The 25,448-nt window shown below is 60.2% G+C and carries 20 protein-coding genes and 2 pseudogenes; 9 read left to right on the forward strand and 13 right to left on the reverse strand.

Features of this window, described 5'->3' with window-relative positions:
* Nucleotides 1–79: 79 nt before the first annotated feature.
* Nucleotides 80–541: a helix-turn-helix domain-containing protein gene (locus tag AC0L2A_RS30565; RefSeq protein ID WP_473611957.1), complete on the reverse strand. Its 462-nt coding sequence runs from the start codon at nt 539–541 to the stop codon at nt 80–82.
* A gap of 452 nt (nt 542–993) precedes the next feature.
* Between AC0L2A_RS30565 and katE the strand changes: the two genes are divergently transcribed.
* The 4 genes from katE to AC0L2A_RS30585 all read left to right on the forward strand — a co-directional run bounded on the left by katE (nt 994) and on the right by AC0L2A_RS30585 (nt 5,010).
* Nucleotides 994–3,105: a catalase gene (gene katE, locus AC0L2A_RS30570; protein ID WP_473611958.1), complete on the forward strand. Its 2,112-nt coding sequence runs from the start codon at nt 994–996 to the stop codon at nt 3,103–3,105.
* Between the two features lie 20 nt (nt 3,106–3,125).
* Nucleotides 3,126–3,623: a DUF6894 family protein gene (locus AC0L2A_RS30575; protein ID WP_473611959.1), complete on the forward strand. Its 498-nt coding sequence runs from the start codon at nt 3,126–3,128 to the stop codon at nt 3,621–3,623.
* A gap of 115 nt (nt 3,624–3,738) precedes the next feature.
* Complete coding sequence (locus AC0L2A_RS30580; RefSeq protein WP_091591652.1) at nt 3,739–4,347, forward strand: cysteine hydrolase family protein; 609 nt, start codon at nt 3,739–3,741, stop codon at nt 4,345–4,347.
* A gap of 24 nt (nt 4,348–4,371) precedes the next feature.
* Nucleotides 4,372–5,010 carry a DUF6766 family protein gene (locus tag AC0L2A_RS30585; RefSeq protein WP_091591654.1) on the forward strand — a complete coding sequence of 213 codons (639 nt, stop codon included), beginning with the start codon at nt 4,372–4,374 and terminating at the stop codon, nt 5,008–5,010.
* 24 nt (nt 5,011–5,034) lie between these two features.
* Here AC0L2A_RS30585 and AC0L2A_RS30590 read toward each other — a convergent pair whose 3' ends face one another.
* The 5 genes from AC0L2A_RS30590 to AC0L2A_RS30610 form a co-directional block, all read right to left on the reverse strand.
* Nucleotides 5,035–5,241, reverse strand: a complete 207-nt coding sequence (locus AC0L2A_RS30590; RefSeq protein WP_091591657.1) for a KTSC domain-containing protein — start codon at nt 5,239–5,241, stop codon at nt 5,035–5,037.
* A 12-nt stretch (nt 5,242–5,253) separates the two neighbouring features.
* Entirely contained in the window at nt 5,254–5,559 is a 306-nt protein-coding gene (locus AC0L2A_RS30595; RefSeq protein ID WP_091591659.1) for a hypothetical protein, read from the reverse strand.
* A gap of 121 nt (nt 5,560–5,680) precedes the next feature.
* Entirely contained in the window at nt 5,681–6,826 is a 1,146-nt protein-coding gene (locus tag AC0L2A_RS30600; protein WP_473611963.1) for an extracellular catalytic domain type 1 short-chain-length polyhydroxyalkanoate depolymerase, read from the reverse strand.
* Between the two features lie 150 nt (nt 6,827–6,976).
* Nucleotides 6,977–7,903 carry a hypothetical protein gene (locus tag AC0L2A_RS30605; RefSeq protein ID WP_091591663.1) on the reverse strand — a complete coding sequence of 309 codons (927 nt, stop codon included), beginning with the start codon at nt 7,901–7,903 and terminating at the stop codon, nt 6,977–6,979.
* A 162-nt stretch (nt 7,904–8,065) separates the two neighbouring features.
* Entirely contained in the window at nt 8,066–8,563 is a 498-nt protein-coding gene (locus tag AC0L2A_RS30610; protein ID WP_027153941.1) for a YciE/YciF ferroxidase family protein, read from the reverse strand.
* A gap of 1,135 nt (nt 8,564–9,698) precedes the next feature.
* Here AC0L2A_RS30610 and AC0L2A_RS30615 point away from each other — a divergent pair.
* Complete coding sequence (locus AC0L2A_RS30615; RefSeq protein ID WP_091591667.1) at nt 9,699–10,748, forward strand: YihY/virulence factor BrkB family protein; 1,050 nt, start codon at nt 9,699–9,701, stop codon at nt 10,746–10,748.
* Nucleotides 10,749–10,894: 146 nt separating this feature from the next.
* Here AC0L2A_RS30615 and AC0L2A_RS30620 read toward each other — a convergent pair whose 3' ends face one another.
* Nucleotides 10,895–11,041: a hypothetical protein gene (locus AC0L2A_RS30620; protein ID WP_167366354.1), complete on the reverse strand. Its 147-nt coding sequence runs from the start codon at nt 11,039–11,041 to the stop codon at nt 10,895–10,897.
* Between the two features lie 445 nt (nt 11,042–11,486).
* On the opposite strand from AC0L2A_RS30620, the gene AC0L2A_RS30625 reads away from it, so the two are divergent.
* A complete protein-coding gene (locus tag AC0L2A_RS30625; protein WP_091591669.1) occupies nt 11,487–12,569 on the forward strand; it encodes a sensor histidine kinase in 1,083 nt (360 codons plus the stop codon).
* A 166-nt stretch (nt 12,570–12,735) separates the two neighbouring features.
* On the opposite strand, the gene AC0L2A_RS30630 is transcribed toward AC0L2A_RS30625, so the two are convergent.
* A complete protein-coding gene (locus tag AC0L2A_RS30630; RefSeq protein ID WP_091591671.1) occupies nt 12,736–14,136 on the reverse strand; it encodes a phospholipase D family protein in 1,401 nt (466 codons plus the stop codon).
* A 431-nt stretch (nt 14,137–14,567) separates the two neighbouring features.
* Between AC0L2A_RS30630 and AC0L2A_RS30635 the strand changes: the two genes are divergently transcribed.
* Nucleotides 14,568–14,810, forward strand: a complete 243-nt coding sequence (locus AC0L2A_RS30635) for a hypothetical protein (RefSeq protein ID WP_167366355.1) — start codon at nt 14,568–14,570, stop codon at nt 14,808–14,810.
* A gap of 179 nt (nt 14,811–14,989) precedes the next feature.
* Here the strand turns inward: AC0L2A_RS30635 and AC0L2A_RS30640 are convergent, their stop codons facing one another.
* Nucleotides 14,990–15,217 (reverse strand): hypothetical protein, encoded by a 228-nt coding sequence (locus AC0L2A_RS30640; RefSeq protein WP_023803181.1) that lies wholly within the window; start codon nt 15,215–15,217, stop codon nt 14,990–14,992.
* 289 nt (nt 15,218–15,506) lie between these two features.
* On the opposite strand from AC0L2A_RS30640, the pseudogene AC0L2A_RS30645 reads away from it, so the two are divergent.
* Together AC0L2A_RS30645 and AC0L2A_RS30650 are read left to right on the forward strand one after the other, a co-directional pair.
* Nucleotides 15,507–15,854, forward strand: a pseudogene (locus AC0L2A_RS30645) (transposase); the annotation flags it as partial.
* 56 nt (nt 15,855–15,910) lie between these two features.
* Nucleotides 15,911–16,417, forward strand: a pseudogene (locus AC0L2A_RS30650) (transposase); the annotation flags it as partial.
* A gap of 306 nt (nt 16,418–16,723) precedes the next feature.
* Here AC0L2A_RS30650 and AC0L2A_RS30655 read toward each other — a convergent pair.
* The 4 genes from AC0L2A_RS30655 to metH form a co-directional block, all read right to left on the reverse strand.
* Nucleotides 16,724–19,336, reverse strand: coding sequence for a bifunctional diguanylate cyclase/phosphodiesterase (locus AC0L2A_RS30655; RefSeq protein WP_473611964.1), 2,613 nt, complete (start codon nt 19,334–19,336; stop codon nt 16,724–16,726).
* A 363-nt stretch (nt 19,337–19,699) separates the two neighbouring features.
* The gene (locus AC0L2A_RS30660; RefSeq protein WP_023803186.1) at nt 19,700–20,566 is read right to left on the reverse strand and encodes a class I SAM-dependent methyltransferase; all 867 of its coding nucleotides are present in this window, start codon (nt 20,564–20,566) and stop codon (nt 19,700–19,702) included.
* A gap of 210 nt (nt 20,567–20,776) precedes the next feature.
* Complete coding sequence (locus tag AC0L2A_RS30665; RefSeq protein WP_027153935.1) at nt 20,777–21,214, reverse strand: YybH family protein; 438 nt, start codon at nt 21,212–21,214, stop codon at nt 20,777–20,779.
* Between the two features lie 98 nt (nt 21,215–21,312).
* A complete protein-coding gene (gene metH / locus AC0L2A_RS30670) occupies nt 21,313–25,122 on the reverse strand; it encodes a methionine synthase (protein WP_473611961.1) in 3,810 nt (1,269 codons plus the stop codon).
* Between the last annotated feature and the right edge of the window lie 326 nt (nt 25,123–25,448).

Raw genomic sequence — 25,448 nt, forward strand, 5'->3', positions numbered from 1 at the left:
GATGCGAGCCAGCGTCTCGACCGCGCGCGCCTCTCCCGGCTCCGGATAGCGATGCCGGTCGACAATCTTGATGCCGAACTCAACGCATAGGGCTTGGACGCGCGGGTCGGTCAAAGCATCCCCGCTTCCTGAGCGCATGTTGCACCGTCGACGGATCACGATTGAACAGCAACCCTATCTGCCCCCTAGGCAAGCTCGGCTTCAGCACCATCACGGCGTACATGGCCGCGTCTCGCGTTGCCACGATACGATACTGACGCGACGGTCCTCTCATCTCGGCATACGTGCAGCCGTGCATGGCATACGTGCAGCCGTGCATGCGGGCCACGAGGTCGATGACATGCCGAGCCGTCACCAGCTTGACCACCGTTGCAAATCTCAGGCGTGGCCCCTGGAGCGGGTTCTGGCTTCGGCGGCTTGGGAAACGGCGTAGACCTTCATGCCCGCACCTTCCTGCGCTCGATGGCCACCTGCTTACCTTTGACAATGTCGGAGAACGCTTAAAAAGGACGCTCACAACGGGACACGAAATCCGCCGCATCCCGGGTGACTACTTAGTTGTTGCCTTGTCGGTTTTTTTTCGGTTTCGCTACCAATGCAGCAGGAGGAGCGGTTTCAGCCTTAAGTCGTTGCTCTCGCAGCCGAGCAGTCTTTGCATCTCGTGCTGCGCGATCAATGTCTGTTAAGGCCCTTGCAGCATCCGACGTGCGCTCCTGCCTATCGTATTTTTCTTGATGGGTTAAGCCTTGTCTTTCCCGCATTTCCTGTCCTCGATCTGACGGTATGGCGCTCTGTTGGCGACCCGAACGATCGTCGCGAGGTTCCCCCAGACAACGAAAAGCCCGCGCCTCTGGCGGAGCGCGGGCCCGATGTTCCGGCAGCCGAGTGCTATTCTTCGAAATGCGGGCCACGTGACACCCACCAGGAACTTAAGTGGGTGTCCCAGCATTGAGGGAGACCTGAAGCCGCCCCTCCTTTTCAAGGAATTCAAGCATGGCCAAGACAACCAGACAGTCGTCGGGCAAGCCCGCGACGATCCATGATCAAAAGCTCGTGCGGGGGGACGGAGGCGAGCTTCACCAGATCGCCGAAGGCGACAGCGAGATTCTGACGACCGCCCAAGGCGGCCCAGTGGCCGATGACCAGAATACTTTAAGGATTGGCCTGCGCGGACCGTCACTAATCGAAGACTTCCACTTCCGTGAGAAGATTTTTCATTTCGATCACGAGCGCATTCCCGAGCGCGTCGTGCATGCACGCGGCTATGGCGCGCACGGCTTCTTCGAGACCTATGAATCGCTAGCCGCTTACACCCGCGCGGATATCTTCCAGCGTGCCGGCGAGAAGACGCCGGCCTTCGTGCGGTTCTCCACGGTGGCCGGTTCGAAAGGCTCGTTCGACCTGGCGCGGGACGTGCGTGGGTTCGCCGTCAAATTCTACACCAACGAAGGCAATTGGGATCTTGTCGGCAACAACATCCCGGTCTTCTTTATTCAGGACGCAATCAAGTTTCCCGACGTCATTCATTCAGTGAAGCCTGAGCCTGATCGTGCCTTCCCGCAGGCGCAATCGGCACACGACAATTTCTGGGACTTCATCAGCCTGACGCCCGAATCGATGCATATGGTCATGTGGGTCATGTCGGATCGGGCGATACCTCGGTCCTTCCGGTTCATGCAGGGATTCGGCGTTCACACGTTCCGGCTGGTCAATGCGAAGGACGAATCCACCTTCGTCAAATTCATCTGGAAGCCGAAGCTCGGCATGCAGTCGGTCGTGTGGAACGAAGCGGTCAAGATCAACGGCGCTGACCCCGATTTTCATCGACGCGACCTCTGGAATGCCATCCAGTCTGGTGATTTCCCGGAATGGGAGCTCAACCTCCAGCTCTTCGATCAGGACTTCGCGGACAGTTTTGACTTCGACGTTCTGGATCCGACCAAGATCATTCCGGAAGAAATCCTCGCGCCGGTCCCGGTCGGCCGCTTGGTGCTCGATCGTATGCCCGACAATTTCTTCGCCGAGACCGAGCAGGTCGCGTTCATGACGCAGAACGTACCGCCCGGCGTCGACTTTTCCAACGATCCCCTGCTGCAGGGTCGAAACTTCTCCTACCTGGACACGCAACTGAAGCGTCTCGGCAGCCCCAATTTCACCCATATCCCGATCAACGCACCCAAATGCCCGTTCCACCACTTCCAGCAGGATGGCCTCATGGCGATGCGCAATCCGGTCGGCCGCGTGAACTACCAGCCGAATTCATTCGGCGAAGGCCCGCGGGAATCGCCGCAGCACGGTTTCCGGTCGTTCGCCGAGGCGGACGAAGGCCAGAAAGTCCGTCTGCGCGCAGAGAGCTTCGCCGACCACTACAGCCAGGCGCGACAGTTCTTCAACAGTCAGACCGCGCCTGAGCAGAAGCATATCGCCATGGCGCTGTCCTTCGAGCTCTCCAAGGTCGAGACAACGGTTATCCGCGAGCGCATGGTGTCGCATCTCCTCAACATTGATGAAGGCTTGGCAGAAACTGTCGCTGACAAGCTTGGCATGAAGCAATTGCCCAAGCCCGCAGATGCGGCGGTCGCGCCGAGGGACGATCTCGAACCATCGCCGGCGCTCAGCATCATCCGGAACGGGCCTGACAGTTTTGCTGGCCGCAAGGTCGGTGTGCTTGTCAGTCCCGGCGCCGATGCAGCGCTGCTGAAGAACCTCCAGGCAGCGATCGAGAAGGAAGGCGCAGTGATGGAGGTCATAGCGCCCAAGGTGGGCGGCGTCGAGGCGGCGGATGGAAGTCTCATCGCTGCAAAGCACATGATCGACGGCGGGCCATCGGTCCTGTTCGACGCAGTAGCGCTGATCCTCTCCGAGGAAGGAGCGGAGCGCCTGACGGGCGAGGCCGCCGCGCGCGATTTCGTTGCCGACGCTTTTGCTCATTGCAAATTCATCGGGTTCACGTCGGGCGCCGTCCCGCTGCTGCAGAAGGCCGGCGTCGATCCGGAAGCCGATGAAGGCATGATTGGTCTCGATGATCCCAAGGCGATTACCGGTTTTATCGAGGGCTGCCGCAAGCTGCGTCTCTGGAGCCGGGAAATGACCGTCAAACTCTAGCGATGGTGACGGAGTTTCTCATGCAGATCATTCGAACCGAAGTTACCCAGGCAACCGCCCCGACCGGACAGCCCATCCTGCGCGTGATCTTCTGCGGCGAAGGCGGTGACTGCGTTGCCGTCGACCTGGCACGCGTTGACGGCGGAAACAACGAGGCCGCTATCAATCGAGCGAAGGCGGTCCTGGTCCAGATCGCGACCGTCGATTTGGCTGTGAACGAGGAAGCAATGGCAATTTTGACGAAGTCGCCGTCACAGCGGCGAATGACGAAAACGGCGGGCTCTATATCTTCGAGTATCGGCGGACGCGGCCGTCAGGTTCTTCCCTCCAGGATGCCAAGTTTAGAGGCTGCGCGGGAGGAAGCGGTTCGATGCGCTATCGATCTTCTGGTCGACCTTCAGCCGGGCACGGACGATCTTTCAGGTTGGCTCGTGCGCCTGCGCGACGAGAACGGCGAACTGCTGCTGTACGCCATCGACGTGCAGGAGGCGCAAGCGGCCCGCCTGACAAGACCATGAACCGGCATCGGCTAAAGGCGGATTGGCAGAGATGCGAGGCTACGGCGGGACCTCCCGGGCTACGCCCGCGCTCAGATAGAGACTATGCATCACCCCACCGCGGCCGCGGCTGATCATGGCCGCCCTAGGCCTGGTACACGGTCCGCTTGGTGAGAATTCCCTACATCTTTGCGTTGACATGCAGCGCCTGTTCGCGCCGGGCGGGCCTTGGGCCGTGCCGTGGGCGCAAAACGTGCTGCCGGTCATCGAGGAATTGACCGCAAGACATCCGCAGCAAACGCTGTTCACACGTTTTGTTCCGGCCGCTCGGCCTGGCGAAGGACCGGGCATGTGGGCGCGGTATTATCAGCGTTGGGCCGAGGTCACCCTTGCCAACATCGATGCCGGCCTCGTCGATCTGATGCCTTCTCTAGCGCGGTTCGTGCCGCCGGCAAGAACGCTCGACAAGCATGTCTATTCGCCGTGGACTGAAGGCCGGCTCGACGCGATGCTCAATGGGTCAGGGATCGACACGCTGGTCATCACCGGCGGCGAAACCGACGTCTGCGTGCTTGCCACGGTCCTCGGCGCCATCGACCGTGGTTTTCGTGTCGTCCTTGCGACCGATGCCATCTGCAGTTCGGTTGACCAGACGCATGAGGCACTGTTGGAGCTCTACCGCTCTCGCTTCAGCGAGCAAGTCGAGGCGGTGCTGATCGAAGAGGTTCTGGAGAACTGGCGTTAGCCGGAGCTGCCGAGGGAGACGACCATGAAAAGCTTTTTCCGGGACAATGGACTGACGATCGCCCTGGTGGCGATGTTCTTGTTCAGTGCGATTGGCATGATCTGGTCGGGTCATACGGCCTACAATGAAGAGCTTCAGAACCACGGTTCGGCATCGATTGGGCTGCTCTCCTATCTTGCGAGCGGCGACTTCCTCTCGGCGCTGTTCGAGAACTGGGAAAGCGAATTCCTGCAGATGTCGGCCTATGTCATGCTGACTGCAATGCTGTTCCAGCGCGGTTCCGCCGAGTCTCGTGATCCCGATGATCCCAACCGGCCCGAGGACGAACTTCCGACCGCCACCCGCAGGCGCAACCCGATCCTGTCGTGGCTCTATTCATACTCGCTGGGCTTGGCGCTGGCCCTGCTGTTCATCATCTCATTTGCCTTGCATTGGTGGGCGAGCCTGGCGGCCGCAAACGAGGAGGCGCTTCGGCACGGCGGCGAGGTTCAATCCTTGGGAGACTATCTTCTCGACGCCCAGCTATGGTTCGAGTCCTTTCAGAACTGGCAGTCGGAATTCATGTCGACGGCCGTCCTGGTCCTGCTGTCGATTTTCCTACGCCACAAGGGCTCCCCGGAATCAAAGCCAGCCGGCGCGTCAAACTCCGAAACCGGCGCATGAGTCTCCGCGTGCAGGCAACGCTCGCTATGCTTCGGCAATGGGGCGGTGCCGGCAACGGTCGCGAAAGTGGTCGTTGAAGAACCGGCCCTTTACGAAGGCGTTTCGGAACGCCGCATAGGTCTCCGGCGGCACAGCCTCGTAGTCATAACGCGTGCCGCTCGCGACGAACCACACCGAGAGAACCCTTGTCTCCGGATCGTACTCGGTCTTGCGGATTAACGTTGATGGCATGATATCGGCGCTCTATACGAGCGCCATTGGCATGTAGCGGGCGATCACCGTGTCCTGCCGGAACCGCCGTTCTAGCTCGGCGCGCCGTTTGCGCCAGTCCGGCAGATCGACATCATCCACCATCACTTCGAAGATGACGATTTCATCTGTGCTGGACTGCTCGCCATCCTGCCACTGACCTTCCGCGGGCGCCTGCAGGTAGGCTGTGACGCCGTCGAAACGGCTGGCCAGGTCTTCCTTCACACGGTCGAAATCTTCCCGGCCAAATGGGCGACCGGTGTTGTCCGCGCGGGGAAGCAGGATCTGGACGAGGTGCATGGCGACCGCTCAATGAAAAGCGGTCACCGATTCCAAAGAACGACGCGTTCCCTTGCCTGGTCGGAGCCGCTTGACCTTCGCGGGCCGGCGAGACAGTCGGCGAGCGATTCGCGCCGTCCGCCTAGCGCATCAGGCCCGCCGCCCGCAGGGCATCTTCAATGATCTTCTTCACGCCGGGCCGGCGCGATTGATGGATGGCAGTCGGCTGCGGGGGCTTCGTCTTCGCATTTTGTATACTTGGCGCCGGTGACTGGGGTAGTTGCCGTTGGCTGGCGGGCAATTGCGGCCTTGATTTCCGGGAGGCGCTATCCTCGGTTGCCGCGATCCCCCAAAACTGCGCGATCTCGCGTGTGGAGGCGATGCCGACATCAAGCATATAAGGTCCCGGAGCGCCGAGGCCGTTGCCGAGCGGCGTGCCGTGGCCCATCCCGGCGATCATGTTGATTTCGATCAAGGCATCTCCCGCCCCGTTACGCCAGACCTGCTTTGCGTGCGGTCCGGCAGCTTCCCGACGCGTCGGCGCTTTCTCAAGCCGGTGGACTCCCCGCCACTGGCCTGCGATCGCTTCCGCGTTGGATGGCGAAACCGTGTGGTCAGCGGCACCGTGCCAAATCGAAATCCTCGGCCACGGTCCCCGATGATCCGATGCGCCGCGGAGGGCCCGTTGCAGATCCTGTTCCGAAGGACCGCCGTGGCCGCGCATGCGATCGAAGGCCTCCGGGATTGTCGTTGCGCTGCCGTAGGGCAGGCCGGCAATTAACGCACCGCCGGCAAACACTTCCGGATAGGTCGCCAGCATGGCCGCTGCCATTGCGCCTCCGGCCGAGAGGCCGGTGATGAAGATTCGCCTTCGGTCGAGACCGTGGGTGACGACCATCGTCTCGATCATCTGGCGAATCGAAAGCGCCTCGCCCGAACCACGCTTGGTGTCGCCAGGCTGGAACCAGTTGAAACAGAGGTTCGGATTGTTGCCGCGTTGCTGTTCGGGAAAGAGCAGCGCGAAGCCAGCCTCGTCGGCGAGTTGGGACCAGCCGGAATGATGGTCATAGCCGGCCGCGTTCTGGGTGCAGCCATGCAGCACGACGACGAGCGGGGTGCCCTTGGATAGGTCATTGGGAATGTAGAACTTCGCTTCCAACCCGCCAGGATTGATACCGAAGTCGGCCAGCGTCCGGAGGTGGTCTGACGCACCGAGGTCGGCGGGATGTGCGGCATGTCGCGCCTGCAGCGCGGCAAGGCGGGCAATGGTATCAGAGATTTTTCGCAATGGAGCCGTCCCTGTTGTGACGCCCGGAATGGACGGCCATCCGTGCAACGCACGTGCAGCAATATCGTTGCTGCGTTGCACAAAAACAAGGGAGCGCGGCGGGAGAATGGAGTCCGGCCGATCCTCTCGGTCGGCCTGGAGTAGACGTCTTCAGCTTCGACTGGCTGTGAGATGGAGCGCGTCTTCTTCGTCGTCGCGCTGCTTGCCGCCTAACGCTGCCGCTGCGCTGGCGATGAACGCACCGATCATGAGAGAAAGCGCGCCAACCAGCGCGAAGCTGGCGCCGGCTTTTCTAGCTGTGTCGGCTGCTTCCTGTGCTTGGACTTTGGCCGCCTCGACCTGAGCAAGCACCGCATCAACCCGGGCAGTAGCATCCGCTTGCGACAAGCCAGTGCGAGCGGCCACGAGTTGGCCCAGATAAGTCTTGTCGTCAGCCGAGACTTCGCCGGCCGCTGCACTCATAATGAGGATGCGGGAGGCTTGTGCGGCTGCTGTCGCATCGCCCTCCGCGCCCGGCGCCGCCAGCCTGGAAGGATCGTTCGGGCGGAACAGCGCATCGACGAAATACGACGCCGCGCCGCTGCCTCCGTCGTTCCCGGCGTTTGCGGTCGCCCCTGCCGAGGCACCCATTGCTGCTCCCGAGGCCACTGTCGAGGCCGCCTTGACGCCGGTGCCGATTGCCGCGGACAGCGCCGAACCGAGCACGAACACGACCAGAAGCGTCGCCAGCGCCCAGGCCATGAATCCGTGCGCGGTATCCCGGAAGAACGTCTCGTCCGTATGAATGCCGACCCATTTGGTGCGAAGGCGCCCGGTCAGGTACCCCCCGAGCCCGGATGACAACCATTGCACGATGACCAGCCAGATCGCAGTGGACACAGCGAAGGTGGTGACGCTGGCGCTTTCGTTGGACCATGGAGACACCATCGTGAGCCCGAGGCCGGACCCGAGAAGCATCAGGATGAACGTCAGGGTCGAGGCAGCGAAGGCGCCGGCGATGATCGGTCCCCAGTTGACTGCGGATGACGAGGACTCGACCGGCGCGGCGCCGTCGGTCGCCAGGATGGTTGATGCCACGGATTCCTCCTACCGCATGAACAGCGCGAGAAGGATGATGATCGGAATAGGAACTCCGAGCAGCCAGAGTAGAATGCCACGACCCATGATTGCCTCCTATCGAAAGACGGATGTTGGAAGTAAAACAGCCACCCCAACACAGTTGGGGTGGCTGGTGTGTGATCAGGCGGCCTTGGCCATTTCGTTGGCCGAGGCGTCCGCCAATCCGGTGAGCGCCTCGTCTGTCATAGACTCTTCGCCGAGCGTCTGTTCGATCAGCTTGGCGGCGTCGCTCATGCCCAAAACCTCAGCCCAGCGCTTCAGCGTGCCATAGCGGGTGATCTCGTAGTGCTCGACAGCCTGGGCAGCGGAGATCAGACCGGCGTCCAGTGCGGGAGTTCCCTTGAACTCCTCCATAATCTCCTCGCCCTCCTCGATGATGCCGTCGATCGCGGGACACGTCTTGCCCTGTGCCCGCTTGCCAAGGAGCTCGAAAACCTGCTGCAAGCGCTCGACATGACCGTCGGTTTCGTCCTTGTGCTTCTCGAAGGCTGCCTTCAGATCGGCCGATGAGGCGGCGCGCGCCATCTTGGGAAGCGCCTTCAGGATCTTCTTTTCCGCGTAATAGATATCTTTGAGCGTATCGAGGAAGAGATCATCCAATGTCTTTTCTTTCGCCATGGCGGATTTCCTTTTGGTTCCAGCGTTTTTTGTTGTCGCTCACGGGGTTGTGAAACGCATGCTCAACAAGCGCACGACGCCGGAAAGGTTCCCTTGAGACGTCTCGCTGCACGTCACTCTGACTTCGTGGGGTCAACCCCTGGTTCAATTCACTTCCCGCTCCGCCAGGCATTTCGCTATCGAGGGATCGCATCATGCTCTGATACTTGGCGTCTCTATCTGTCGAGCTTCTTGAGAATATTTTTGTCGGCGCAGCCATGAACGAGCGCGCCTGACCTTGGGGATGCTGCTCGCCAAAGTCGCCGGCGGCGAGACCAGCCCTTCCACCTAAAAGAATTCTCTGCGAGAACGATGCCTCCCGCCAATCGTGACACCGCCTGGCCTCCGATCCGGTTGCTCCTGGCGGCCAACAATGCCCACGGCGAAATAGACGTCCGGTCGTTTTTCGAATTGGCGCGCTGGGGAAGACCAAGGAACAACGTCCAGCGGTGATGTCTGCGGGTCAACCGCGCGGTGGGCGCTCGCCGTCGCTTTCGCACAGGTAGTTGTGAATGTCGGTTGCAGCGACCGCTGCGTGCCCGAATGCGACCGCGAGCTGGTTGAAAGACACATGAGGCGAATGGGCTTCGCTTTGGATAGTGAGGGCGCATCGCCTGGCTTGATCCGGCGACGCGAGTCCGACGGCGAGGGATATCTATGAGGAAGCCTGGATGATCAGACCGCCAAGACGACAGGGCGAATACGCGGATCGGGAGATCGATTGCCAAGAGGCCATGGAGCCCGGCTTTCAGGCTATCGTCGGTTGCATGCTGGAGCGGCTGGACGCCAAGAGGCACCAGCTCCCGACCGCCCACGCCCAGAATCCCCGCCGGCCGGCCGCGCCAAAGTTAAAAACGCAATCAGCCGACCACCACGATTGGCTGAGATGGTAGGAAGCTGGTTATTCTCATTGGTCGCTCGAACAAGCCACTGAGGTCCTGGGCAGGGCAGTATCGCTATCACATGAACTCGTCGCATGGGGTGGCGCAGTGTTTCTGCAGACGGCGGATGTTTGTTTGCGGGCGCAGGTCTGCACCTGCATCCTTTGGCGCTTTCATACGTTTGCCCGCGAAGAAGATGCTCCGGGCCGGCAGCCATGTCGAAAAAAACAACCGACGACGCTTACGAAGATCAAGTGCAACTTGAGCGGCGGGCCAGACGGCAGGGCCGCGGACGCAACGCCGAATGGCCGTCAGAGATCCCCAGCCGTGGCTGGAAGGACGTGCTGTGGCGGGTCTTTGCTGAAGTAAACGAGGACCGTGTTATGCTGATCGCGGCCGGGGCCGCATTCTATCTACTCCTTGCCCTCTTTCCAGCGCTTGCCGCGTTCGTGTCCATCTACGGTTTTGTCGCCGATCCTCAGACCATCGCTGAGCACATTGCGTTCCTTGGCGGCGTACTGCCTTCGGGCGGTCTGGACATTATCAGATCTCAGCTTGCGTCCTTGGCCGCTCAGAAGACTGGCGCGCTCAGCTTCGGCTTCATGTTCGGCCTTGCCGTCGCACTGTGGAGCGCCAGTAACGGCATCAAGACGCTATTCGAAGCCATGAACATCGCCTACGAGGAGAGTGAAAAGCGCGGCTTTATCCATATGAATCTTCTGGCCTTGGGCTTCACACTTGGCGCCATCCTCATCGGTATCGGCTTTATCGTCTCGGTGGGGATCGTGCCGGCCATGCTTGCGCTGCTGAACCTCGGCGGCTGGACCGAAGCCCTTGTGCGGATCTTTCGGTGGCCGATGATGCTGATCATGGTCGGCGTCGGGATCACGCTGATCTACCGCTACGGCCCCAGCCGCGAAAGGGCAAAGTGGCAATGGGCGACTTGGGGCGCCTTCCTCGCGGCTGGGGTGTGGATCGCAGTCTCGATAGGGTTCTCCTATTATCTTGAGAACTTCGCCGACTACAACGCGACGTATGGAGCCCTGGGGGCAGTCATCGGCTTGATGATGTGGACCTGGATCTCTGTGATTGTCCTGATTGTGGGGGCGGAGCTGAATGCCGAGATGGAGCACCAGACAGCGAAGGACACCACCACAGGTGCGCAGCAGCCGATGGGTGCGCGAGGTGCCACGGTTGCCGACACGCTGGGCGGATCGGCCGATGCTGCCGACCAGCAGTCGCGTTCGGGCGAGCGCAACACCTAATGCGCAGATCTCGTGAGATCTCCGCGCAACTTCGCTTGGCGCAGATCACTGACATCGGCGTTGGCGACGAAGTTGCAAAGACCTTGGGCAATGACAAGTCAGATCGCGAGCAAATGAATACCTTTCAGGCGCAGTCGCCATCCTGCTCAGGTTCGGCGAATGGCAAGCGCGACATCGGCAGAGAACGGCGGCACATCAAGTTTCAGCCAGCCGTCGGAATTCGCCTGCCATTCCGCCGTTTGCCTGCCGGCCGCGGTATCCCAGGCGATGACCCGATAGGTCCAGCGAGCCAACCCGGGCAACTGCAAGACGGCCGGAACCGGCGCAGCATACCGTTTCGCCCGATCGTGTCGCGGCGAACCAGCCAGACCTGGGTGAGCACATGCGGGGTGCGGTTTGGCCACCGCATGCCGCCACCGGCGCCGCCGCTGCCAGGTGAGCCCATTGCAAATGGCGGAAATATTCTGTCGGCAGTTCCGGCGACGTGCAGATCGTCAATTTCGATTGGCAGAGACGGGATTTTGGCACAACGCTGTTGGAAAAAAGGTCGTGGCCGTGCAAAGTGACGCAAGGTTGACTGAACTCTCAGCAAGACGGCCTGTGTTGCCCATGGCTCTGCCGCTCCGTGACGCGGGCTCGTCCTACTCCTGACATCGCGCAGCCGCTTCCAGCGTTGGCGGTGTCGAGCAAAGTGCATGACTGAGACTGAGGCTCCCACGCAAAGCACAGGCGACCAAGATGACGTCAGAGTCAGACAAGGCTGAGGCAGTTGAGCAATTGCTCGATACACCGGACCTTGCCACCGCGCTGGAAAGCGAGCAGTTCAAAAAATTTCTTGACCAGGTGCCGATCGCTATCGCCGTGTCGGACTTAGGCGCGAAGGAGCGCGTCGTCTATGCTAATCCAGAATTCGAAAAAGTATCAGGCCTGAAGGCAGCCGAGCTTACCCGGCAAAACTGGGGAGCACTTTCCGGCATTGGCATCCACCAGCAGAAGGGCCGGCCTCTGCCCGAGGCCTTGGTCGAGGAAACCGATTTCGTCGGCACCTTCCGGCTGGAGCGCGTCGGGGCCAACCCGGCTCTTGTCGACGTTTATTCAAACATCATCGTGGACGATAACGGCACGAACTGCTTCCGACTGGTGGCTCTGGTCGACGTCTCATCCCATGGCGAATCTGAAGAAGCGCGCTTGGTGGAGGAGCGCGTCCGCGAGAAGGACACCCTGCTGCGCGAACTGCAACACCGGGTGAAGAACAACTTACAGATGATCACCGCATTGATCCGTCTAGAAACCCGTAACGCGACCGAGCCCGACGAGAAAAGATTTGAGAGGCTCGCCGGCCGCGTCGACGCTCTGGCGATCCTCTACCAGACGCTATCGGCAGACGAGCAGAAGGATGAGGTCGATCTCGGCGTTTATCTTAGCCAGATCGCCTCCGCGGTGATGGGGTCGCATGCAGTTGAGGGGATCCGCCTCGATATGAAGGTGGATACCTATCCGGTATCGATCAACGTCGCCATGCCGACGGGACTGGTCGTGAACGAGTTGCTCACAAATGCACTCAAGCATGCATTCCAAGGGCGTGAAGGCGGGACGATAAAGCTGCACAGCATCGCCGATGGCGACGGCTGCCTGGTCATAGTCGCGGACGACGGTATCGGCCTGCCGGAAGGGGAGACATGGCCCAAGCCCGGCAAGCTCGGCGCGCTAATCGCGCGCTCGCTGACAGAGAACGCCAAGGCAAAGTTCAACGTCGCCTCGAGCGCCAGCGAAGGGACGAAGGTCACCATCGTCTTCACGCGATCGGCGGCAGCAAGCTGACAATTGCCAGAGGGCGGATGCTTCATGCTCCCGGCCTTTCCGCCGCGGCCCCCGGGCGCTGTGCTTGGCACATTCACGTCGCCGTTCTTCAGGTATGCCGTACCCGGCGCGGCAAGAACGCCGCGTCGATCCCGCCGTTGCACCTATGCTATCTTAGTGGGTCTGGCTAAAGCTGAGACTCAACTGGAAGGTGGCGGACCAAGGCCGCCAGAACCCGGCGAAATATTCCGGCCTCTGGTTCGTGTGTGTATTCTTGGAGTTTGCCTTCGTCGCATCCATGCCAGTGCAGCACATTGTTCTTTAGTTCCAGCCGATAGCTGGTTTCTGGTGATATCTCCGCTTGAAAAAAGCGCCGAAGTTCACCGACTAATTCGGCATCCTCAAAGAGCACGCCCATCTCCGAGTTCAAAGACACTGACCGGGGATCAAAATTGAAGGAACCGACGAACCCAGCCCTGTCGTCAACCGTGAACGATTTGGTGTGCAGACTGGCACCCTTGGAGCCAAACACCGAAATTCCCTGACCGCGAGTGAAGGGCTGGAGTTCGAACAGTCTTACGCCATTCCTCAGCAATCGCTTACGATAGTTTGCATAAGCCCCATGAACCGCGGCGACGTCTGTAGCGGCCAAGGAATTGGTCAAAACGGAAACGTCAACCCCATTGCTGACGAGGTCCATCAGGACCGCGGAGCCCCTTTTGCCAGGGATGAAATAGGGAGATACAATTTCCAGACTGTTGCGCGCCGACTTAATGAGGGGAAGCAACTCCTTGGTAAGCCAGCTGCGACGTCTCCAACCTCTCACCTTCTCTGGAGGATCGGAAATCACCCGAACTCGATCCACCCAATGCACGTCGTTGCTGGCCGCGATGAACTCTGCGATGGACCCTCGGTCACTGATTCCGTTCAAAAGCATTGATTCGGTTTCGAGATCGCTTCCTGAAAACAAATCGGAATGCTCGTTCCCCGCGGCTGGACCCAGGACACTGATTGATTTCGCGTCCTCGCAAGCCCAGAATGCCTCAAATATTTCGGCGGTTTGCTGCACGGCAGGACCGAGGAGCAGCACGTCTAAGTCGCGGAAATTGGTTTCTGCTGCGTCGAAATAGGCATCGCCAACGTTGCGCCCGCCTACGATAGCGACGTTGTCGTCAGCGATCCATGCCTTGTTGTGCATCCTCCGGGTCAACGCAAAAAGTCGCAATACAATTTCCACAGCGCGCATGACGCTGCGTTGCCTGACGCCGCTCGGATTAAACAACTTCAACTCGATGTTTGGATGATTGCTCAAGGCCAGATAGGCAGCATCGTTCTTTCGCGGATTGGCGTCATCAAGGAGCATGCGAACTCGCACGCCGCGCTCAGCGGCCCGGAAAACTTCCTGCAAGAGCAAGCGGCCAGTGTGGTCATCGTGCCAAAGGTAGTACATGAGATCGAGACTGCGAACGGCACTCCTTGCCGCCAGAACGCGCCCGGCGAAGGCGTCATAATTGTCCGGGACCAGCAGCAAGCCGCTCTTGCCTGCTTTGATGTTGTCGTGTGCAATCCGCGTAATGGATACTTCCATAAAATTTTCTACCCTTCAGCGATAGAAACCCGGCCTCGCTCAAAATCGTAGCAAGAACCCTTCAAAGGTAATCTGGTTGCAAATGTAGCTGTCGAATCCCCTGGAGATTTAATCGTGCCATGATCGGTAGATGATCGGAGGCGATCCGAGATAGCGATGTATGGTGCACTTCGAGGCTGGAAATCAGACTTGGTGGTTTGGCCAGGATCCGATCGAGCGCAAGCAAAGGGAATCGCGAAGGGAAACTGGACAGCACGGTGTGAATTGGACCAAAATGCGGCAGTAGCGCCAGCAACGAGGAAGCTGTGCACCCGCCATTCGTTGAGATCGCCAAGCAAAATGGTTGGCCTTAAGACCGAACGCGTCGCCTCAAGCAGTGCGTTGGCTTGCTTGGTGCGCGACCGCCGGAGTGCCGAACCGAATCGTCCTATATGCCCGAGGCGGCACGTCGACGGGCCGGATCAACCCGTGCGAACTCCGTCAGCGCTGGTGGGATCGATCTTCGTCAACCGCGATCTGGCCTCAATTACGCGCTGTTGCGCAGCCCGTATCCTGCTGCACAGCGCGATATTGATGCCGACACCGCAGTCATCATCCAGCATCTCGTTCGCACGCTCAAGGGAGCGCTCGGCCCGATTAAGCCGCTGTCGGGCTCGCGCCAGTTCCATATCTAAAAGTTCCATTATTCCGAATCCATTGCGGTCCCTTCGATTGGTAAACCGCTTGTGGTCGCTGTTGGTTCCGGCTGTTCGCGAGCGTGCAGCCCAGACGTTGATATGGTTGGCACAGTTCTGGAGCGAGAGTGGTGGCGCCGGTGGCCTGAAGGTCGCGACGAATGAAACGCCGGCCCAGTTCAACCCGCGCGACGTCCTTCAAAGCTGGGGGGATCGATCTTCACCAAGCGGTCTGCGGCCTCGACCGCAGTTCGTATCCTGTTGCGCAGCGCGAGGTTCTCGGCCAGCATTTCTTCAGTGCGTTGAAGCGCGAGCTCAGTCCGATGAATGCGCTGCCTGGCATTGGCAACTTCCGATGTCAAAATGTCGGCCACCGTCCCGTGGCCCTGGGGTTCCAAAGTGTCCATGGATTTCTAACACATGGGGGCCGATATCGTTCCCTAGTCAGTGACAAGTGCACTTCGGCCTGCTTCGCCGGCCGCTCCGATTGCCGGGCCATCGGCAACGACCGGCATCAAGCTGGCCAGCGTGCTCAGTGACGTGTTCGGTGTCAGCGGCCGGGCCATCGTGCGGGCGCTGATTGCCGGCACCCATACGCCGCAGCAAATGGCAGCGCTCGCCCGCGGCACAGCGCGCAGCAAGTATGCAGCCCTTGTTAAGGCCCTCGATGTGCGGCTCGAAGGCCATCAGCGCCTGATGTTGGAATGCCAGCTGCAGCGGGTCGAGAGCGCCGAGGCCGACATCGCCGCGCTTGACGTCGAGATCGATCGCCGCCTCGATCCCTATGCCGAGCAGGTGGCGGCCTTGCTGCGTGTGCCTGGCATCGACCGCGTGGTAGCCATCACCGTGATCGCCGAGATCGGCATTGACGTCTCGATGTTCCCGACCGCTGCTCATCTTGCCGCCTGGGCCGGCGTCTGTCCGGGCAACCATCAGAGCGCCGGCAAGAGCAAGCCGACCAAAGCGCGCAAGGGCAATCGCCATCTCAAGACCGCCCTGTGCAATGCCGCCATCAGCGCCTCAAAGAAGACCGGCAGCTACTACAAGGCCAAATACCACAAGCTCAAGGCCCGCCGCGGCGGCGGCAAAGCCGCGCTTGCCATCCAGGGCTCAGGGCAGCGATCCGGGAAGTCCTGCCTGAGGCAGTCTGGCAGCGCTGTTACGTGCACTTCCTCAGAAACGCGCTCGATTATGTGCCGCGCAAGGTCGATGACGACTGCCTGATGGAGCTCAGATGGTTCTATGACCGGCGCGACCTAGCCGAGGTCAAGCGCGACCTGGCGCAGTGGATCGCCAAATGGCAGGCAAAATACCCGAAGCTGGTGGATTGGGTGGAGAACAACATCGAGGAGACGCTGAGCTTCTACCGGCTGCCGCTGCCGCATCACAAGCACATGAAGTCGACGAACATGCTGGAGCGGCTAAACCAGGAGATCAAGCGGCGCACCCTGCTCGTTCGCATCTTCCCCAACCCGCAGAGCTGTTTGCGGCTGGTTCGGGCATTGGCGGTGGAGATCCACGAGAACTGGCTCGAGGCGACCCGCTACCTCAACATGGATCATCTGCGCGAGCACAAGAAGGAGAACCTGAGGGCATTGGCCGCCTGAGACGCGGCTCGCCATGTCCGCCGCTCCGCTAAACACGGGGGCTGCGCGGCGGACACGCCAACGTCACCGCTGAATGCCACGCCATTTTTGCAGAACTTGACGCACACAACTCGGATTTTCATTTGATCCCCCCAAAGTGCAGTAGTGGCGCAACGCCGAGATCTGTGCAAGCAGAGTTACTGGAAGGGTTGGGCGGCTAGCAAAAAAGGCAACGCTGGTTGCACAGCGGTTGCATCTGACATGCGTGTCAGCACAAATCGTAAGACTCAAAGCGAAGCGCTACTCTGTGACGTGAGGCTTATGCGCTTATACTCTACCCAACCGGAGCGGTTCATCCAAAACCCGTTCCGTGCGCAGACGCCGAGATCGAACGAAGGCCTTTAGTCCGTCGGCATCCAACGCATGCCCGAAGGCATAACCCTGCAGTATGTCGCAGCCCAAGCTCTTGAGTGTCTGTGCGTGCTCCATCGTCTCGACACCCTCGGCTACGACCTCGATACCCAGGGATTTGCCGATTTCAATGATCGATGAGACGACCTGCCTTCGTTGCGGCGATTTGACAATAGGAATGACCAGTTGGCGATCTATCTTCAACCGGCGAGGCTGCAGCTTGAGCAAGCTGACTATAGAGGCGTAGCCCGTGCCAAAATCGTCTATTTCTATGTCAATGCCGAGCTCTTTTATCTGCTCAAGATTCCACGTAACAAAATCATCATTTTCGTCGAGGAAAATTGACTCAACGAGTTCGAAGGCAACTGTTCCCTTCTTGATATTTAGTTCCCTAAGACTCTTTATGAGTTCCTCATCCTGAAGGCGGCGTGCCGAAACGTTGACTGACACCCGCGGAATGTGAAGATTCGCAGCAGTCCACCCTTCGAGATCCAAAAGCGATTGCTCTAATATGTTTCGATCGATGATCGAGACGACATTCAATTCTTCCGCAATCCTTAGGAAGACGTCGGGCGCCAAAATGCCCTTCTCCGGATGTCTCCATCGCGCCAGCGCCTCAACCCCAACAATTTCAAGCGTTTTTGCGTCAAATTGCGGCTGGTAGAAGGGAATGAACTCGTTGCGCTCAAGGCCGCCGAGAATTTCGTCGGCAATCCGTTTTGTCTCGACGATCTCGCTTTGCATCGCCTCGGTGAAGAACTCGTATCGATTGCGCCCACGACTCTTTGCTCGGTAAAGCGCGATGTCAGCGTTGACCAGCAGGTGTTTGGCTTCGACATCTTTTCCGTTATCGACTGCAATTCCCACGCTCACGCCAAAACGGCATCGATGGCCCTGATAGTAGACTGGTTCCCGCATCTGGCTGATGACGCGGTCAGCGAGCAGCGCCAGTTGCTCGATATCGTCATGCACCACGCACAGGACGATGAATTCGTCTCCTCCGATCCGAGCGACGAATCCCTCGCCATCGACCTTGGATCGGAGGACGGTCGAGGCGTGAACAAGCATTGCGTCGCCTGCGGCGTGGCCAAGCGTATCGTTAATGTGCTTGAACCGATCGAGATCAATGTGGAGCAGTGCCGCATACCCGCCGGTCCGCCTGGCGTTTGCCGCGTAATCTTCCAGCACCTGGTCGAGGTAACGCCGGTTGGGCAAACCGGTCAGCGAATCGTGGAGCGCAATGTGCTCTATGCGCTCCTTGGCCGACTCGAGTTCTGCATTTTTCGACTCGGAAAGCTGTTTTGCGCGAACCAGGTCCTTGTTCAACAGGACATCGGCTGTCACATCCCATTCGGCGCCAATCATTTTTGGGGTGTCGTCTGCGGCCCGGTAAATTATCGCCTTGGATCGGACATGGCGTATCTCGCCATCCGGCCGAATAATCCGGTATTCCGACAAATATGGCCCGCCGTCGGCCATCGCGCGGTCGAAATCGGCGTTGGCGCCAGCCAAATCATCCGGGTGGATTGCTCCCGCCCAGTCCAGGTAGCCGCGGTGCTCCCCAACTGGTTTGCCGTATATTTCATTGACGCGTTCGTCCCACGCCAGTTCGTTGGTCGCGAGATCGTGTTCCCAAACGCCAATAGCCGATGCTTCCAGAGCGAGTTCCAAGCGCCTCGACAATCGACTCAGTTCCGCATAGTTGCGCTGTCTCTCGCCAATCAGGCGACCGGTAACCAGGAATGGGATCACAACCAAGGCCCCGGCCACCGCCATGATGGCGCGCAAGAACCACGCGTTGTCGGGCATCGAAGGCCAGCCGTTTTTGGGAATGGCTGCGATCCGCCACGAACCGGACGGAAGCAGGACGTCGGCTGTCACCGGATTGCTTTTGGCGACGCGCTCATTGCCGAAGAATTGCTCTCCGCCTGGACCGAGGGCGTCCTTACCGATCAGCGCTACGTCAATCCCGAGATCATCGTCAAGCAGGCCGCTCGCCTTATAAAGGCGCTGAACGTCGACAACGGCCGAAATGATGCCCCAGAACCTTTCGGTGTTGCCCGCACTGCGTACAAAGACCGGAATTCGGCCGACGAAGCCCTGCCCTCCCTGCCTCAAGTCGACGGGACCGGCAAGAACTAGCTCGCGCTCGTCTCGCGCCCTTAGCGCGGCCAGACGCTGCCGCTCGTCCTTGCGGTAATCGAGGCCTATCGCCTTGTCGTTGCCCTTCATCGGGTACATCAGAGAAATGACCAGATCGGGCGCGCCGGCAATATTCTTCAATTGCGAGCCCCTGCCAAACAGGTTGCTCGCCAGCGAGGCGAAGCGCTGCTGTCCCATATAGGGCTCAGTCACGACTGCCGCGACCAGTCCCTGCACCAGTTGAAGGTTTCCGTTGATGTTGCCTTCAAGCTTGGCGCGGATAAGATTGACCTTGGCCAGGACATCCGCTCGGGTGGCTTGATCCGAGACGACTTTGTTCTGGTGGTCCGCGAACGCTGCGCCAACGGCAATAACGATCACCGCCATTGCCGCCGGGATATTTGCCGACGAGAAAACGGCCTTCTTGATACCGCCGAACCTAGCGCGGAAAGGAGCCAATAGGCGATTCCTCAGATACTATTCAGGTTCTGGGCCAACCCGACCAAGGTATATTAGCTACCAATGTTTAATTTTGACCTTCACGGGTCCTAAAATTTTTGCACCTTCCAACCGCCTGAGGTGGCCGGAGTGGCAGACACGGACCTGCGGCTCCGGCTGACGACTTAAAGCGCGTCGCGGCTGAATGGATTGATGCGACGCGCTTCAGGTTTTGTTTGATGCATGTCGTTATCGCAAAACCGCCGCACACCCTCGGTTCAAGCCCGAGGGCATGCTTTTGCGCGACATGCATTAGTGGCCCTCAATCGCCTTGGCGGTAACCAGGTAGGGTATCTTGCCGACGCTACGTTTCGTCGCGCCAATGGAATAGGCCATTGGGATCTTGGGAGAGTTCTCCGGCAGGCCGTACATATCCTTGCCGGCCCTCACGGCAAATGAAAAGTGCTGCCACGAAACCGTGTCATGCTCATTGAGAAAATCCAGCGTCAGCCCAGCTGAAATCAGCGCGTTCACCACGTCGCTGACCGGATGAATCCACTCATAGTAGCGCGGATGTTTCAAGATGCGGTCGTCGCCGGTATAGGTGAGTTCTTCGTTCCATGCGAGTGGTCGAGCTATTGGCGTTCGCCAGTCATGCTTGAACTCCAGCGCCGCAGCCTTGCGGTCACACTGAAACATCAACGGATGACCCTCGGCGAGATAGAGCCGGCCGCCGGGCCGCAGCAGATCGGCAACAACCCGCGCCCAGCGGAACACGTCGTCAAGCCAGTTTACCGAACCCCAGGTAACGTAAGCGATGTCAAAGGTTCGGCCAAGCGCTTCGACTGCCTCGAACAGCGGCGCCTCCACGAAGCGCACGTCAGTGCCTGCCTTTGCGGCGAAATCCCGCGCTGCTGCGATCGCCGTCGGTGAAAAGTCGAGGCCGGTCACGCTGCCCGCGCCCAGATTCTTCAAGCTGATCGTGTCGAGCCCGATATGGCATTGCAGATGGACGATATCCTTGCCGACAATGTCACCGACCTCGCGCGTTTCCAGCTCATAGAGATTGGATCCGCCAGCCAGTACATTTTCTATGTGGTAGCTGCCCGTTGTGTCGGTCGAATGCAGCTCGGCTCGATCATCCCAATTAAGGCGGTTCGCGCCCAGAAACGGTTCCAAATTGCCCCCTCAAGTCCCTGCCGAGACCAATATATATGGTAAACAGAACGTAAATATACCTTGCAGCTAAAGTGTCGCGCGTCAATCCGTGGCGGTACGGCGCACCACCGGGGCTGATCGATTGGTCAGCGAATTCGGCAAGCCTCTTGGCGAGGTCAGTCGACGGGCAGCGCCGGAAGAAATTTGTTGTCGTGCGAAACGTCCGCGCAGCTACGACTGAAACTCCGGCTGTGCCTGCATTGTCCGGAGATCGATCGGCATGGATATGTGTTCGTGCGTGATCATCCAGCGGTCGCTCATCTTCTGCAAACCCGACGTCACCCGCACCCAATAGTCGGCCTTCTCGCCGTTGGTTCTTTTGCTTCTGACGTGGCACAGACCATAGCAGAACGCCACGTCATCTCTGACTGTGACGAGCAGTTCGTGCACCTCATAATCAATCGGGCCGTCAACCGAGGCAAACCACGCCTCGAAATTCTTTCGGTAGGCATCGGCGCTCTCGATCCGTAGCGGCGGCCTGATGTCGAATACGACAGTAGCCGCGGCATAGTGTGCCATCAGGGCTTCTATGTCCTTGGCCCGCAATGCCTGCACCAGGTCATCCAGGCCTTTGCGGATTTCCATTTCTTCTGCAGTCGGGGTCTGCATAGGGCTCTCCTTTCATCGCATGATGAGCGGGCTAGGCCGGTGCTCTCGAAGCGACGCACCTGGTCATCGACCGCGATGCCAGGTCAAAAGCTGCTGCCTTACTGCGCGGCTTCGGCGAAGGGGGTCGGCACATAGTTGAGTATAGGGCCGAGCCAGCGCTCGACCTCGGCGAGCGGCATGGCCTTGCGGCGCGCATAGTCCTCGACCTGGTCGCGCTCGACCTTGGCCACGCCGAAATAATAGCTTTCGGGATGCGACAGGTAGATGCCGGACACGGAGGAGCCCGGCCACATCGCAAAGCTCTCGGTCAGGCTGACGCCGGCGTTGCGCTCGCCGTCGAGCAGGCGGAACAGCGTCGCTTTCTCGGTGTGGTCGGGCTGCGCCGGATAGCCGGGCGCCGGGCGAATGCCGCGATAGGGTTCGCCGATCAGCTCGTCCGGCGCCAGATCCTCATCCGGGGCATAGGCCCAGAACTCCTTGCGCACCTTCTCGTGCAGGCGCTCGGCGAAGGCCTCGGCGAAACGGTCGGCAAGCGCCTTGACCATGATCGACGAGTAGTCGTCGTTGGCCCGTTCGAAGCGCTCGGCGATCGCCGATTCCTCGATGCCGGCGGTGACGATGAAGCCGCCGAGATAGTCGGCCCTGCCGCTGTCCAATGGCGCGACGAAATCCGCTAGCGCGACGTTCGCCTTGCCGTCCCGCTTGGTCAGCTGCTGGCGCAGCGTGAAGAAGGTCGCCAGTTCCTGCGACCTGGCATCATCGGTGAACAGCCTGATGTCGTCGCCGACGGTATTCGCTGGCCAGAAGCCGATGACGCCCCTCGGCGCGAACCATTTTTCCGCGATGATCATTTTCAGCATCGCCTGGGCGTCCTCGAAGAGCTGGCGTGCCGCCGGCCCTTGCGCCTCGTCGTCGAGGATTTTGGGAAAACGCCCCTTCAGCTCCCAGGTCTGGAAGAAGGGCGTCCAGTCGATATAGCGCGCGAGCTCGGCCAAATCCCAGGCTTCGAAGGTTTTCAGGCCGAGGAAGGACGGTTTTGGCGGCGCGTAGGCCGACCAGTCGATCCGGTGGGCGTTGGCACGCGCCTTGGCCAGCGGCAGGCGCTGCTTGTCGGCTTCGCTGCGCGCATGCGCATCGGCGACCTTTTTGTATTCGGCGCGAACGTTGTCGACATAACCGCCCCTGGTCTCGTTCGACAGAAGTGCCGACACCACTCCGACCGCGCGGCTGGCATCGGCGACATAGACGGTCTGGCCACTGATATAGCGCGGATGGATCTTTACTGCGGTATGCACGCGGCTGGTCGTAGCACCGCCGATCAACAGCGGAATGTCAAAACCCTCGCGCTCCATCTCGGCGGCCATGTGCGCCATCTCGTCGAGCGAGGGCGTGATCAGGCCGGACAGGCCGATGATGTCGACCTTTAGCTCGCGCGCCGTCTGCAGGATCTTTGCCGCCGGCACCATGACGCCGAGGTCGATGATCTCGTAATTGTTGCAGGCCAGAACCACGCCGACGATGTTCTTGCCGATGTCGTGGACATCGCCCTTCACCGTCGCCATCAGGATCTTGCCGGCGGTCTGGCGCTCGCCGGTGTCGACGCCTTTGGCGGCATTCGCCAGCTTCTCCGCCTCCATGTGCGGCAGCAGGCCGGCGACGGCCTGCTTCATGACGCGGGCGGATTTCACCACTTGCGGCAGGAACATCTTTCCCGCGCCGAACAGATCGCCGACGACATTCATGCCGGCCATCAGAGGACCTTCGATGACATGCAGCGGACGCTCGGCGGCGCGCCGCGCCTCGTCCGTGTCCTGGTCGATGAATTCGGTGATGCCGTTGACCAGTGCGTGCGAAATGCGCTGCTCGACCGGCCAGTCGCGCCAAGCAAGATCGCGTTCCTGCGCTTCCTTGCCCGCCGTGCCCCTAAAACGTTCGGCGAGTTCCAGCAGGCGTTCGGTCGCGGTGCCGCCGCCCTTCGGCTGGCGGTTGTTGACGACGTCCTCGCAGGCTTCGCGCAGTTCCGGATCGATGGTGTCATAGACGGCAAGCTGTCCGGCGTTGACGATGCCCATGTCCATGCCGGCCTGGATGGCATGGTAGAGGAACACGGCATGCATGGCCTCGCGCACCGGCTCGTTGCCGCGAAACGAGAAGGAGAGGTTCGACACCCCACCCGATATGTGGACATGCGGAAGCGTCGCGGTGATCTGCCTGGCGGCTTCGATGAAATCGGCGCCGTAATTGTTGTGCTCGTCGATGCCGGTGGCGATGGCGAAGATGTTCGGATCGAAAACGATGTCCTCGGGCGGAAATCCGGCCTGCTCGGTCAACAGTCTGTAGGCGCGGGTGCAGATTTCGACCTTGCGCGCCTGGGTGTCAGCCTGACCGTCCTCATCGAAGGCCATGACGACCACCGCCGCGCCATACGCGCGGACGAGCTTCGCATGGTGCAGAAAAGCCTCCTCGCCCTCCTTCATCGAGATGGAATTGACCAGCGGCTTGCCCTGCACGCATTTCAGGCCGGCTTCGATGATCTCCCATTTGGAGCTGTCGATCATTACGGGAACGCGGGCGATGTCCGGCTCGGCGGCGATCAGGTTGAGATAACAGACCATTGCCTGCTTCGAATCGATCAGGCCTTCGTCCATGTTGATGTCGATGATCTGCGCGCCGTTGGCGACCTGGTCGCGGGCGATTTCGAGCGCGGCGGCATAGTCGCCCGCGGTGATCAGCTTCCTGAATTTCGCCGAGCCGGTGACATTGGTGCGCTCGCCGACATTGACGAACGGAATCTCGTCGGTCAGCGTGAACGGCTCGAGCCCCGAAAGGCGCATCTGCGGCTCGATGTCGGGAACAGCGCGCGGCGGATATTTCTTCACGGCCTGTGCGATGGCGCGGATGTGGTCGGGCGTCGAGCCGCAGCAGCCACCGACGATATTAACCAGGCCGTCGCGGGCGAAATCCTCGATCTGCGCGGCCATGAACTCCGGGCTTTCGTCATATTGGCCGAATTCGTTGGGCAGACCGGCATTCGGATAGGCGCACACAAAGGTGTCGGCGACGCCGGATATTTCGTCCAGATGCGCGCGCATGGCTTTGGCGCCCAGCGCGCAATTGAGGCCAATCGTGAACGGGTTGGCGTGGCGGACCGAATGCCAGAAAGCCGTCGGCGTCTGGCCCGACAGCGTGCGGCCGGACAGGTCGGTGATCGTGCCGGAAATCATCACCGGCAGATGCACGCCCTTCTCGATGAAGATCTCGTTGCAGGCGAAGATTGCCGCCTTGGCATTCAGCGTATCAAAAATGGTCTCGATCAGAATGATGTCGGCACCGCCGTCAATGAGACCGCGCAGCTGCTCGCCATAGGCAAGGCGCAATTCGTCGAATGTCACGGCGCGGTACCCGGGATTGTTGACGTCCGGCGACATCGAGGCGGTGCGGTTGGTCGGCCCCAGCGCACCGGCGACGAAACGACGCTTGCCGTCCTCCTGCTCGGCCCTTGCCGCTGCCCTGCGCACCAGCCGTGCACCGTCGCGGTTCAGAGCGTAGACCGCGTCCTCCATGCCGTAATCCGTCTGAGCGATGGAGGTCGAGGAGAAGGTGTTGGTTTCAAGGATGTCCGCCCCGGCGATGGCGTATTGATAGTGAATCTCCTCGATCGCCTTGGGCTGCGTCAGGATCAGCAGGTCGTTGTTGCCCTGCTGATGGCAGGCGCACTCTGCGAATTTGTCGCCACGGAAATGGTTCTCGTCGAAGCCCAGGCCCTGGATCTGCGTGCCCATGGCGCCATCGAGGATGAGGATGCGTTCGCGCGCCGCCGCCGTCAGCGCAGCAAGCACTTCCGAACCGTCGGGCTTGGCCGCGACGGGGCCGAACAGGTCGTCCAGCGATGATGGGTTTTGCGACATATTTCGTCCTCAGGGCGACGGTCGCGCTTAAGCGACATAAAGACATCTTTATGTGAGTATACGGCATTTGTCTGCTGCTGTCACCCCGCCGCGGGGAATGGCTCGACGTTTGCGCTGCCCCTCATCCGCCTGCCGGCTTCTCTCCCCGTATAGTGACGGGGAGAAGGGAAGCTGGCCGCGGCCTCGGCTCCCTTTTCTGCAACGCTGGAGATTGGCGAAATCCTTGGCGATGGCGCCCTTCTCCCCGTTACTATACGGGGAGAAGTGCCCGGCAGGGCGATGAGGGGCGGCGCCGACATCGACAATTTTGGGTGCCGCCCACCGGC

This window comes from Mesorhizobium sp. WSM4844, assembly GCF_055811775.1.